Origin of the sequence: Streptomyces sp. CC208A (genome assembly GCF_030010625.1) — a bacterium.
Taxonomy (GTDB): domain Bacteria; phylum Actinomycetota; class Actinomycetes; order Streptomycetales; family Streptomycetaceae; genus Streptomyces.
The window spans coordinates 135876-147966 of record NZ_JASCXN010000008.1 but is presented as its reverse complement, the minus strand read 5'-3'; the positions used below and the strand labels follow the sequence as shown (position 1 = coordinate 147966).

9 protein-coding genes are annotated in these 12091 nt (G+C 77.6%); 3 read left to right on the top strand and 6 right to left on the bottom strand.

Annotated elements, in window-relative coordinates:
* Positions 1-52 precede the first annotated feature (52 nt).
* Entirely contained in the window at positions 53-808 is a 756-nt protein-coding gene (locus QK442_RS12065) for a D-Ala-D-Ala carboxypeptidase family metallohydrolase (protein ID WP_282693893.1), read from the bottom strand.
* 444 nt (positions 809-1252) lie between these two features.
* Here QK442_RS12065 and QK442_RS12060 point away from each other — a divergent pair, with 444 nt between their 5' ends.
* Entirely contained in the window at positions 1253-3202 is a 1950-nt protein-coding gene (locus QK442_RS12060) for a SpoIIE family protein phosphatase (protein WP_282693892.1), read from the top strand.
* A 24-nt stretch (positions 3203-3226) separates the two neighbouring features.
* Here the strand turns inward: QK442_RS12060 and QK442_RS12055 are convergent, their stop codons facing one another.
* Positions 3227-3751, bottom strand: a complete 525-nt coding sequence (locus QK442_RS12055) for a MarR family winged helix-turn-helix transcriptional regulator (RefSeq protein WP_282693891.1) — start codon at positions 3749-3751, stop codon at positions 3227-3229.
* A 97-nt stretch (positions 3752-3848) separates the two neighbouring features.
* A complete protein-coding gene (locus tag QK442_RS12050; RefSeq protein WP_282693890.1) occupies positions 3849-4511 on the bottom strand; it encodes an alpha/beta hydrolase in 663 nt (220 codons plus the stop codon).
* A gap of 243 nt (positions 4512-4754) precedes the next feature.
* Here QK442_RS12050 and QK442_RS12045 point away from each other — a divergent pair, with 243 nt between their 5' ends.
* Entirely contained in the window at positions 4755-5621 is an 867-nt protein-coding gene (locus QK442_RS12045; RefSeq protein ID WP_282693889.1) for a dienelactone hydrolase family protein, read from the top strand.
* A 105-nt stretch (positions 5622-5726) separates the two neighbouring features.
* Positions 5727-8285: a helix-turn-helix transcriptional regulator gene (locus tag QK442_RS12040; RefSeq protein WP_282693888.1), complete on the top strand. Its 2559-nt coding sequence runs from the start codon at positions 5727-5729 to the stop codon at positions 8283-8285.
* A gap of 21 nt (positions 8286-8306) precedes the next feature.
* On the opposite strand, the gene QK442_RS12035 is transcribed toward QK442_RS12040, so the two are convergent.
* The 3 genes from QK442_RS12035 to QK442_RS12025 all read right to left on the bottom strand — a co-directional run bounded on the left by QK442_RS12035 (position 8307) and on the right by QK442_RS12025 (position 11965).
* A complete protein-coding gene (locus QK442_RS12035) occupies positions 8307-9902 on the bottom strand; it encodes a CAP domain-containing protein (protein ID WP_349239647.1) in 1596 nt (531 codons plus the stop codon).
* A 142-nt stretch (positions 9903-10044) separates the two neighbouring features.
* Complete coding sequence (locus QK442_RS12030) at positions 10045-11304, bottom strand: MFS transporter (protein ID WP_282693887.1); 1260 nt, start codon at positions 11302-11304, stop codon at positions 10045-10047.
* 79 nt (positions 11305-11383) lie between these two features.
* A complete protein-coding gene (locus QK442_RS12025; RefSeq protein WP_282693886.1) occupies positions 11384-11965 on the bottom strand; it encodes a hypothetical protein in 582 nt (193 codons plus the stop codon).
* Positions 11966-12091: the final 126 nt, after the last annotated feature.

Below are 12091 nucleotides of genomic sequence, written 5' to 3'. Positions count from 1 at the left end.
CCGTCCACCGGTCCGGCGGACGGGGCCCGGATGCCGCGCTCAGATGCCGCGCTCAGATGCCGCAGGAGGAGGCGGACCAGTAGCGGGTGGAGCGGTGGTCCACGTGGGTGTGGTCGGAGTGGCCGGGGTAGCCGGGGCCGAGGATGCCGTTGAAGCCGTGGTAGCGGGCCTGCTGGGCCAGACGGCACAGGGAGTGCGGGCCGGAGCCCAGGTCGGCCGCGTCACCGTACAGGTGCCGGCTGGAGGAGGCGCCGCCGACCGCGTCGTTGCACGCGGTGCTGCGGAAGCCGCTGGTCACCCGGATGGACTGGTCGCCGAGGGCGTGCCGGAGGGCCTCCAGCTTCCACATGGTGCGCAGGGCGTTTGACTTGGCGGTGGCGGCGCTGACGGCCCCGCCCGACCAGGTGGTGTTGCAGTTGTTCAGCTCGGCGTACGAGAAGTGGATCGGGGTGCAGTCGTCGTCCTGGAGGGCGTAGATCTTGCTGAACGTCGCGGGTCCGGCGACCCCGTCGGCGGCGAGCCCGTAGGCGGACTGGAAGCGCTTCACGGCGGCGGCGGTGGCCGGGCCGTAGGAGCCGTCGACGGCGAGGACGGCGCCGTAGCCGGGGTAGCCGGCGACGCGGATCTGGAGCTGGGTCACGTCGGCTCCGGTCGCGCCCTGGGAGAGGGTGCGCGACCAGGTGTAGCAGCCGTCGGCGCGGGCGGGACTCGCGCCGGTCACGACTCCGGCGAGGCCGGCGACGAGCAGGACGAGGGCGAGCAGGAGTCTGGCGACGGGGGAAACGGGAGCGCGGGTGTGCAGGGGCATCGGGCGGCCTCCACCTCGGCGGGCCATGCGGAAGGGCATGGAGGGTCACGTCACGGGATGTCATGCATCCGTCAGACAGCGCCTGTCGAGGGGACAGCCTGGACCGTCGGGTCGACGCGCGTCAACCACGCCGTCGCACGGCCGTCCGGGGGCCGACGGCGGGCCGGGAGCCGCTCCCGCCACGATGATGAGAACGTGAAGGACGGCGAGACCACGGAGGGACCGGACCGGCACGCAACCGGCGCGTCGGCGGCCGGGCCGGGCGCGGGCGGGCCGGGCGCGGGCGGGCCGGGCGCGGCCGGGGCCAGGGCAGCCGCGGACGTGGCTCAGGGCGAACCGGGGGCGGACGGGGTCGGGGGTGGGCCGGGCGCAGGCGCGTCCGGAACACGGCCGAACGAGGGCGGGCCGGGCGCCGACGCGCCCGGGGTCCCCTTCGATCCGCGCGTGTTCGACCGGACCGTCGCCGCCGTCGCCGTGCTGGCGGGGCCGGAGGACCGGCTGATCTACACCAACGCGGCGTTCACCCGTCTCTTCGGCGCCCGCCGGACCGGGGTGCCGGCGCGGGTCGCCTTCCCGGACGCGGACGGTCACCGTTTCCTGGGTGTGCTCGACTCCGTACGGGGCACGGGACGGGGGCGGCAGGTCGTCGGGGAGCGGCGGACCGACCCCGGGGCCGCCGGGCAGGCCCGGCACTTCGTGTACTCGTGCAGTCCGGTCACCACCGCCGAGGGTCCCGGGATCCTCGTCCTGGCGATGGACACCACCGCCGAGGCCCGGACGCTCCAGCGGTACGAGGCGCTGGTCTCGGCGGTCTCGCACATGGTGTGGGTCAGGGGGGCCGACGGCTCCATGGAGGAGATCGTCCCCGGCTGGGAGCGGCTCACGGGGGCGCCGTGGCACCCGCGCGCGGACGAGGGCTGGTACGCGCGCATCCACCCCCGGGACCGGGAGCCGCTGCGGGAGGCGTGGCGGCGGGCCGCGGGGAGCGGCGGGGTCTTCGAGGCGGCGTTCCGGGTGCGGGCGGCGGACGGCTCGTACCGGCACCTGGCCACCCGTTCCGTGCCGGTCCTGCGGGACGGGCGCATCACCGAGTGGGTGGCGGCCACCGCCGACGTCGAGGACGCCTGGGGCACGCGGCTGCGCGAGCGGCTGCTCGCGCAGGTCGCCGCGGTGTCGGGGGCGAGCCTGCACGAGGCGTTCGCCGAGGTGGTGAAGGTGGTGGTGCCGGAGCTCACCGACGCCTGCCTGATCCTGCTGCTCTCGCACGACGAGTGGCCGCTGCCGGCACACGCCGGGGTGACGGCCCGCCGGATCGCGTCGGCGACCCGGCCCGGGCTGCCCGCCCCGCCCGCGCTGCGCGGCCAGCGGGTGGCGGTGACACCGGCCGTCCGCGAGGTGCTCGACCGGCGGACGCCGGTCACCTTCCCGCTGGAGGCGGGCGGTCCGGTGCCGCCCGGACTGATCCCGACGGTCAGCGAGCGGTGGCTGATCGCCTCGGGGGCCACCAGCCTCACCCTCATCCCGCTGATCGTCGACGACCTGGTGCTCGGGTACGCCGCCACCAGCAGCAACGGCGACACCCCGGTCCCCGGCCCGGCGGAGACCGAGCTCCTGCGGGAGGTGCTGCACCACGCCCAGCGGCCGATCCGCATGGTCCTCGACCTCCAGCGGGCACGGCGCACCGCGCTGAGCCTCCAGCGGGCGCACCTGACCGAGCCTCCGCCGGTGCGGGGCGGGGCACTGGCCGCCCGCTACCAGCCGGCCAGCCCCAGCGGGGAGATCGGCGGGGACTGGTACGACGCCTTCACGCTGCCGGACGGCACGCTCGTCCTCGACATCGGGGACGTGGCGGGGCACGACCTGACGGCGGCCACGGCGATGGGTCAGATGCGCAGCATGCTGCGGGCGCTGGCGTACGCGGGCGGCCCCGAGGCCATGCCGGACTCGGTGCTCGCCCGGCTCGACCAGGTCTCCGCGGGCCTGGACACGGCCCCGCTGGCCACCGCCCTGCTCACGGCCCTCCGCCGCCGCGCGGACGGCACGTGGCTGCTGACCTGGTCGAACGCGGGTCACCCGCCGCCCCTGGTCGTTCCGGCCCACGGCGCCGTCCGTCACCTCTTCGGCGCGGTGGACCCGCCGCTGTGCGTGGCCCCGGACCTCCCCCGTACGACCCGCGCCCACGTCCTCCGCCCCGGCGACACCCTCCTTCTGTACACCGACGGCCTGATCGAGACGCCCTCCGCCCCGATCGACGAGGGCCTGCGCCGGCTGGTCGCCGAGGCCGCCCGCTGCCGCGGTCGGCCGCTCCCCGACCTCCTGCGGGTCCTCCAGGACCTCTCGGACCACCGCGACGACACGGCGATGCTGGCCTTCCGGCTGGACGACGCCCCCTGACGCCGTCCCCGGCGTCCGCTCCGGTCAGCGCCGGGGTACGCGCAGGTCGGCCAGTTCGGCGTTGAGGACCTCCAGGAACCGCAGCACGGTGCCGAGTTCGCCCTCGTCGAAGCGGGCGCGGGCCTTCTCGGTGGCCTCGGCCAGCGGCCGGAAGTGGGCGCGGGCGACGGCCTTGGCGCCGTCGGCGTACTCGACGTGCACCACCCGCCGGTCGGCGCTCTCGCGGGTGCGCCGGATGTGCCCGGCCTTCTCCAGCCGGTCGAGGCAGGCGGTGACCGCGCCGGAGGTCAGGCCCAGGTGGTTGCGGAGCAGGCCGGGGGTGACGGGCCCTTCGTGGTCGAGGACGAACGACAGGGCCTGGACGTCCGTGGGGTGCAGCCGCTGGTCGGCGGCGAAGCCGTGGGCCACGCGGTTGACCTCGCCGAAGGTACGGCGCAGCGCGACGGCGAACCGGTGGAGCCCGACGTCTCCGGTGTCCCGTTCCCCGACGGCGTCGCCCTGGTCTTCCCGCACGTCCCGCACCTCCTGCTGCCCCTGTCCGCCGGTCATGCGGCCAGCGTATCCAGCGGTCCGGCGGACGGGGACGAGCGCGGGCCCCGGGCGGGCCGGGGTGTCCGGCGACCCTCACGCGGAGGTCTGTGGGCCGTCAGGCGGGGGGCCGTTCCAGGGTCTCCAGGGCGAGTTCGGTGGCGCGCCGGTGCCACAGGCGGGCGCCGCGCAGCATGGTGTGGCTTCCGATCGGCATGGGGATGCCGGTCGCGTCGGCGCCGGCCTCCCGGGCCCGGTGGACGAACGCCCAGGAGTCGCGTGCCGCCGTGACCCGGTCCGTCTCGTCGTGCAGCAGGTGCAGGCGGCGGCCCGCGAGGTGGGCGACCGGCTCGTCCGGCGGGCACCAGGGCGCGAGGGCCACCACGCCCCGGACGGCCGGGTCCCCCGCGACCGCGAGGGCGGCCCGCCCGCCCATGGAGTGGCCCACCAGGACGACCGGGACCGCCTCGAAGCGCGCCCGCAGTCCGGCGAGCGCGGCCTCCGCGTCCCGGGCGGCGTCGGCGCGCTCGCCGTTCCAGCCGCGGTACCGGTAGCGGGCCTCGGCGACCAGGACCGCCCGTCCGCGCGCCGCCTTCCGCACGGCCTCGGCGAAGGGCCGCATCCGCAGGGCGGGGAGGTTGAGGAGCGGCGGGGCGTCGAGGCCGTCGGCCCGCCCGCCGTGCAGCAGGAGCACCGCGCCGGCCGGCGCCTCCGTCCCGTACCGCACGAGCAGCGCCCGCGAGGGCTCCCGGAACGCGTCGGAGCGGGGGCTGACGGTCATCGGGCCTCCTGCCGGCCGGGCGGTGTCGGACTGTCGCTCACCGGGGAACGGTGAGGCCCGCAGTCTGCCACGGGGCCGGGACGCGGGCCTCGGCACCCCGGCCCGGGACCGTGCGCGCGGGGCCGGTGATTGTGCCGATGACGGCGTTCCGTGCCGCCCTCACAGTGGCGGGGCCGTCCCACGGCACCGGCCGTCCCCTTCCCTCGGGGCGGCCGCACCACGACACGAGAGGACGACTTCGTCGTGAAGCGATACCTTGCCGCGGCCTCCGCCGTCGCCGCCGGCCTCGCGCTGCTCCTCGCCCCGGGCGCGGGGGCCGCGACCGGCAATCCGTACGAGCGCGGCCCCGCACCCACCGAGTCGAGCGTGGAGGCGCTGCGCGGCCCGTACGCGGTCGCGCAGACCTCGGTCTCCTCGCTCTCCGCCGTCGGTTTCGGCGGCGGCACCATCTACTACCCGACGAGCACCGCCGACGGGACGTTCGGCGCGGTGGCGATCTCGCCCGGCTTCACCGCCACGCAGTCCTCGGTGGCCTGGCTGGGGCCGCGGCTGGCCTCGCAGGGCTTCGTCGTCTTCGTCATCGACACGCTGACCACGCTCGACCAGCCGGACAGCCGGGGCCGCCAGCTGCTCGCCGCGCTCGACCACCTCACCCGGAAGAGCCCGGTCCGGGACCGGGTGGACGCCTCCCGGCTCGGCGTGATGGGCCACTCGATGGGCGGCGGCGGCACGCTGGAGGCGGCGAAGAGCCGGCCGAGCCTGAAGGCCGCCGTGCCTCTCACCGGCTGGAACACGGACAAGACCTGGCCCGAGATCAGCACGCCGACCCTGGTCATCGGCGCGGACGGCGACACGATCGCGCCCGTCGCCACCCACTCGGAGCTCTTCTACCAGACCCTCCCCGCCACGCTCGACAAGGCGTACCTGGAGCTGAACGGCGCCACCCACTTCACGCCCAACATCTCGAACACGACGATCGCGAAGTACAGCATCGCGTGGCTGAAGCGGTTCGTCGACGACGACACCCGGTACGAGCAGTTCCTCTGCCCGCTGCCGCGACCGAGTCTGACGATCGAGGAGTACCGGGGCAGCTGCCCGCTGGGTTCCTGACGCCCTGTGCCCGGGCACAGCCGGGCGTGCGGGGGTCTGGGCGCCGGACCAGACCCCCGCACCGCTCCGTTCCGGGCCCCGGCCGGGCCCGTTAGCGTGACGGCCGTGACCGCCGACACCGGGCCGCCCGCACTGTACGGCCGGGAGGCCGAACTCACCGCCGTCTCCCGGCTGTTGTCGTCGAGCTCCGCCGGGAACGAGCGGCCGGTGCGCGTGGCCGGCGGTCCCGGCGAGGGGCGATCCCGGCTGCTGGCCCGGGCGGCCCTGGACTTCCCCGGCGAAGCGCATGTGGCCGGGGCGCCGCGCCGGCGGGTGCCGTGGAGCGGGGTGCGGGCGCTGTTCGCCGCGCTGGCCCCGTCCGGCGCGGCGGCGTGCCGGGCGGCGCGGCTCGCCCGGGAGCCGGAGGGGATCGCGACGGCGCTCGCCGCGCTGCTCCCCGGGCGGGGGCCCGTGCTGCTCTGCCTCGACGACTTCCCGCTGTGGGACGCGCACTCCCGGGCCGCGTTCTCCGCGCACTGGCGGGCGCCGGTCTTACGCGAGGCGGCCCGCTTCTGCTGGCTCGTGGCGTCCGCGCCCGGCCGTCCCCTGCCCGCTCCGGGCGCGCCGCTCGTCCGGCTGCCGCGCCTCGCCCGCGCCCCGGCCCGCGCCCTCCTGGACGACGTGGGCGGGCGGCGCCTCGGGCCCAGGGTCGCCGAACGGCTCCTCGACGAGGCGGCCGGGCACCCGGGCGTCCTGGTCGAGGCCGTCCGCCGCCTCTCCCCCGGCGTGCTCGCCGGTACGGCTCCGGCGCCGGAGCGGCTGGTCGACGACGGGGTCCTGGCGGCGGTGTACGGCGGCCTGCTCGGCGCCCTCCCGGCGGACGGCCGCAGGCTCCTCGGCGTGGCGGCCCGGGCCTGCGGCACGCCCGCCACCACGGGTTCGGCGTCCGAGGCCCTGCCGCCTGGGGGTCCGGCGTCCGGGGACCCGTACCGCACCGACACGGGCACGCTGCTGGCCCTCGCCCGGACCCTGCGGGTGCCCACGGAGGCCCTGGACGGGCTGGTGGCGGCCGGGCTGCTCCACCGCCGGGGCGACGCGCTCTCCTTCTCCGACCCGTTCCTGCTCAGGGCGGCCGGTACGAGTCGCGGCGGCCGTGCCGGTACGGGCGCCGTCCGCCGTGCCGCGCCCGTCGCTCCGCCGGACCCGCACGAGCGGCACCGGGCCGACCGGCTCGGGCCTCCGGCGGGGGTGCGGGGGCGTTCGGCGGCGGCGCGGGGGCGGGCGCTGCTGACCCGGGGGTTCGCGGCGCTCGCGGGCGGTCCCGTGATGGACGCCCACGAGGCGTTCCTCCAGGCGGCGAAGGTGCTGCGGGACGGGGAGCCGGCGGAGGCGGCGGACGCGCGGTTCCTCGCGATGGAGGCCGCGTGGTCGGCGGGGGACGTCGACGCCTGCCTCGCCGCGCTCGACCTGGCCCCGGCCGCGCGGGGCACCGAGCGGGCCTTCGCCGAGGGGCTGCGCGCGGCGCTCACGGTCCGCCCCGACCGGGCGCGCCCTCCGCTGTCGCGGGTGGTCGCGGTCGACGCGGCGGGGGACGAGCCGAGGCTGCTGCTGCGGGCGGGTTCGGCCGCGCTGGTGCTCGGGGACGTCACCGCGGCGGCCCGGCTGCACGGCCGGGCGCTGGCGCGGGCGCGGGCCGAGCAGCGGGGCTCGCTCCTCCCCCGGATCCTGGAACACCTCGCGTACGCGGAGCTGCGCGCCGGACGGTACGCCCGGGCCGGGCACGCCGCCGGGGAGGGGCTGCGGGCGGCCCGGGCCACCGGCCAGCTCAACTCGGCGGCCCACCAGCACGCGGTGCTGGCGCTCGTGGCCTCCGTGACGGGCGACGGTCCCGCCGTCGCGGAGCACGCGGCGCGGGCGCTGGCGATCGGGCGCCCGCACGGCCTCGCCCAGGCGGTGACGCTCGCCGAATGGGCGCTCGCCCGGGGCGAGTTGGGCGGCGGTCTGGCCGCCCAGGCCGCGGCGCGGCTCGCGCCGCTCGTCCGCCCGGGGCCGCACGGCGGGCACTTCGCGCTCCGCATGCCGGCCGTTCCGTGCTTCGTGGAGGCCGCGGTCGCCTCGGGGCGTACGGCGGAGGCGCGGGCGGCGACGGAGGAGTACGCGCTGTGGGCGGGCCACGGTCTCGACCGCCCGGCCCCGGCCCAACTTGCGCGCTGCCGGGCCCTGTTGGCGGCGCGCGGCGAGGAGACGAGCCGCTGGTTCGACGAGGCCCTGCGCCGCCACGAGGACGGCGGCAACGACTTCGAGCGGGCCCGCACCCTCTTCGCGTACGGTACGTGGCTGCGCCGTCGACGGCGTCCCGGCGAGGCGCGGGGCCCGCTGCGCGACGCCCTGGTCACCTTCGAGCGGGCCGCCGCGGAGGGCTGGGCCCGGCAGGCCCGCGCGGAACTCCGCGCGACGGGCGCGGCGGGCGACCGCCCGGCGGAGCCCTCCGCCCTCGCCGAACTGACCCCGCAGCAGCAGCGGATCGCCCGCCTGGTCGCGGACGGCGCCACGAACCAGGAGGTCGCCGTGCGCCTGTCGCTGAGCCCGCGGACCGTCGACCACCATCTGCGCGGGGTCTACGCCCGCCTCCAGATCCGGTCGCGGGTCGAGCTGTCCGCCCTGGTCTCGGAGGCGGGGGCCTGACCCGGTAGGCGCGGGCTCCTGTCAGCGGGCGCCGAAGACCTGGGTCCAGTAGGGGCCGCCGTCGGTGTGGATGCCGATGCCGATCTCCTTGAAGGAGCAGTTGAGGATGTTGGCGCGGTGGCCGGGGCTGTTCATCCAGGCGTCCATGACCTGTTCCGGGGTGGTCTGGCCCTTGGCGATGTTCTCCCCGTACGTGGACCAGGGGTAGCCGGCGGCGGTGATCCGGTCCCCGGGGCCGTCGCCGTCGGGGTCGGTGTGGTCGAAGAAGTCGCGGGCGGCCATGTCGTCGGAGTGGCCCTGCGCGGCGCTCGTGAGGGTGGCGTTCGCGGTGAGCGGCCCGCAACCGGCCTTGGCGCGTTCGGCGTTGACGAGTTCGATCACCTGGTCCGCCGCCGAGCCCTGGCCCGTGCCGTCGCCGGGGCCCGTGTCGGTGCCGCCCGTCGGCGCCGCGGTGGTGCGGGTGGGCCGGGGGGCCGTGGTGGGGGCGGCGGTCTCCTTCGGCGGGGTGGTGGGGCTCGCCGTGGTGCGCTGCGGGGCGGGGGGCGTCGTGGCCGGGCGGGTGGTCGCGGTCTTCCCCGCGGTGGTGGGGGGCGCGGCGGCCGTCGTCCGGGAGGGACGGGCGGGGGAGGCGGAGGCGGAGGGGGTGGAGGAGGCGGAGGGGGTCGCGCCGGTGGTGGCGGGGGTGGTGGTCAGGGAGTCCGGTTCGTGGGTGAGCGGCAGGTCGGGGCCGGGGGCGGCCGCGCGGTTCGCCCCCAGGGTCTCCTCCTTCTCCCCGCGCCCGCCGTACAGCGAGAACGCCCCGCCGGTCACCGCGACGACCGCGATCCCGGCGGCGACGGCTGTCCGCCGCCGGTTCCGCTCCTGCGTCCGGCGCCGCCGCCGCTGGTCCGCCCGCGTCCCGCGCCGTCCGCCCGGGGCGGGGGCGGGGGCCGGGGCGATGTCCCCGAGCTCGTACAGCCGGGTCGTGTCGACGGGCTCGGCCGGCGGGGCGGGGACGGCCGGCGGTGTGGGCTCGGCCGGGGCGCCGGCGCAGGCGCCGCACCGGGTGGTGTGCGCCGCCAGGTGGTCGCGCCATCCGGCGCTCGGGAGGCCGTCCCAGCCGCCGGTCAGCTCGTGCAGGGCGGGGCAACGAGGGTGCCGGGTCAGCGCGGCGTCGACGGAGCGGGCCGCTTCGAGCCGCCTGCGGGCGGTCTCCACGTGCGCCTCGGTCGCCTCCTGCGGCCACTGGAGCGCGGCGGCCGTCTCGTACCGGAGGAGCAGCCCCTCGCCCTCCAGCCGCCCGAGCGCCGCGAGGACCGCGTCCTGGACGTCCAGCCAGCCGACGGCCCCCGCGGGCCCGGCGGCGTGGCCGAGGACCGTGTCGACGGCGAGCGCGACGAGCCAGGGCCGGAAGGCCTCCGGGGACGGCAGGGTGTGGAGGGTGCCGTGGGCGCGGCGCAGGGTGTCCTGCACGACGGCGTCGACGGCGACGGCGGGACGGGCGTCGAGGGCGTGGGACACCAGGGCGTGGACGAGCGGCCGGTGGGCGCCGAGGAGCCTGTCGCACGCCCAGGGGTCCCCGTACTGCGCCGCCCGTATCCACTCCGTCGTCTCGTCCATGCCGATGGTCGTCTGCACGCCGTCCGTCCTTCTCTCGCCCGTTCTGGAGTTTCCTGCGCAGGGGAGAGCCTCGGTGGAGAGGGGTGATAACAGAAAGAGGAAAAGCGGAATCAGTGACATGAGTCACAGGCGGGGCGGCCGGGGGTGGGGCCGTCCCCGGCTAGCGGGTCCGCGCCGCCCAGCGGGCGACCGGGCCCGTGGCCGTGGCGGCCAGGACGAAGACGCCGCCCAGGACCAGCCAGCCGGCGGGGCCGGCGCCGATGAGCAGGGTCGTGACGACGAGCGGGCCGAGCGTACGGGCCACCGGGACGCCCGCCCCGTAGAAGCCCTGGTACTGGCCGATCCGGTCGGCGGGCGCGAGTCCGAGGCCCAGCTGCCAGGAACCGGCGGAGTGCCGCATCTCGGCGACGACGAGGAGCGCGGCGCCGAGGGCGAGGACCGCGACGGCCGTACCGGCACCGAGCCCCGGGAGCGCGGTCGCCGCGAAGACGGCGCAGGCGGCGAGCGCGATCGCGCCGGCGCCCCGGACCGCGCGGGCGGCCGTGTCCAGGTCGGTGACCGAGCGGGCGGCGCGGACCTGGAAGAGGGTCACGGCCACGGTGTTGAGGACGAAGAGCGCCGAGACCGTCCAGCCGGGCGCCGCCGTGCGCTGCACGATCCACAGCGGCAGGGCGAGGCTCAGGACCGGCAGCCGCAGCAGCATCAGCGCGTTGAGGAGGGCGAGGACGACATACGGGCGGTCGCGCAGCACGGCCGTCCCTGAGCCGCCTCCGGCCGCCGCGACGGCGGAGGCGGGTGCCGGGGCGGGGGCGGGGAGACGCGCGAGCAGCAGGGCGCAGAGCAGGAATCCGCCCGTGTCCAGGGCGAACACGGCGAGGTAGGCACCGCGCGTGCCGGCGTGCAGGGCGATGCCGCCGAGGGCCGCGCCGACGGCGAGGCCGCCGTTCAGGACGGCCTGGAGCCGGGCGAGGACGGCGGTGCGGTCGGCGGGGGCCACCAGTCCGGCCAGGAGGGCCTGCCGGGCGGCGGCGAGGCCGCTCTGCGCGGAGGCGTACAGGGTGGCGGCGGCGAGGAAGGCCGAAAAGGAACCGATGAGGAGGAAGGAGGCGACCGCCGCCGCCGTCACGAGCGCGAGGAGGACGGAGACGCCGCGCGGCCCCCGCCGGTCGGCGAGCGTCCCGAGCGGCACCCCGGCCGGCGAGCCCACCGCCCAGGCGACGGCGAGGCCGGCCCCGACCTGGGCGGCGGAGAGCCCGACGATGCCGGTGAAGTAGAGCGCCGAGCTCACGTAGAAGGCGCCGTCGCCGACGGCGTTGCCCGCCTGGGCGAGGAGCAGGGCGCGCGGCGCCGCCGGACGCGGGCGGCCGGTGCCGGGGGCGGCGTGCGCGCCGGGGGCGGGGGCCGTGGAGGTGTTCGCCATGGACACGACGGTACGGCGAAGTGGCCTGCGTCTCATGGTCCATTGACCCGCCGCGGGACTGGGCCACTTGGGTGTCGCGTCAGCGCCCGTACAGGCTCCGGCACAACTCCGCCGCGCCCATGGGGGCTTCGATCCGCTGCGCCTCCCGGCACAGGTCCCGCATCTCGGGGACCTCCCCGCCCGCCGGACGAGCCGCGCGGGGCGCGGCCACCCGGGGCGCGGGCACGCGCGTGGGGGCGGGGGCGGCGGTACGGGTACGGGGCGGGCTCGGCTTCTTCGCCGCGCGGGGCGCTTTCGCCCTGGGTTCCGGGAGGCGGGTGGGGGCGACCCCCGCTCCTGCGGCTCCTGTTCCGGCGGCTCCCGCTCCGGTGGCTCCCGCTCCACCGCCCTGACGTGCCCGGGGACGTACGGGAGCGGGCACGGGCGCGGACTTCGGCGCCTTCCCCTCCGTCTCCGCCAGCTCCTCCCGGGGCTCGGCCTCCACCGGCCGCTTCGACGGCTCCGGAAGAACTCGCGGAGGCCTTTGGGCGGCGGGCGCGAGCGCGGGCGGCCCGGGCTCCGGGACCGTCGGGGCGGGCGGCGCGGAGGGGTGCGGGAGGGCCACGCAGCCACTGACGAGGAAGGCGGTGAGCAGCGGAAGCGCGGTGCGGCGGAGGTTCATGGCGGCCACGCTGCCGTACGCGGGCGGGGCCGGGAGCCGGTACGGGCCGCGACCACCGCCACGGGTGAACGACAGACCGGAGGACGGGAACGATCCCTCCCAGAGAGCGCTCTCAGAACCCCCTCC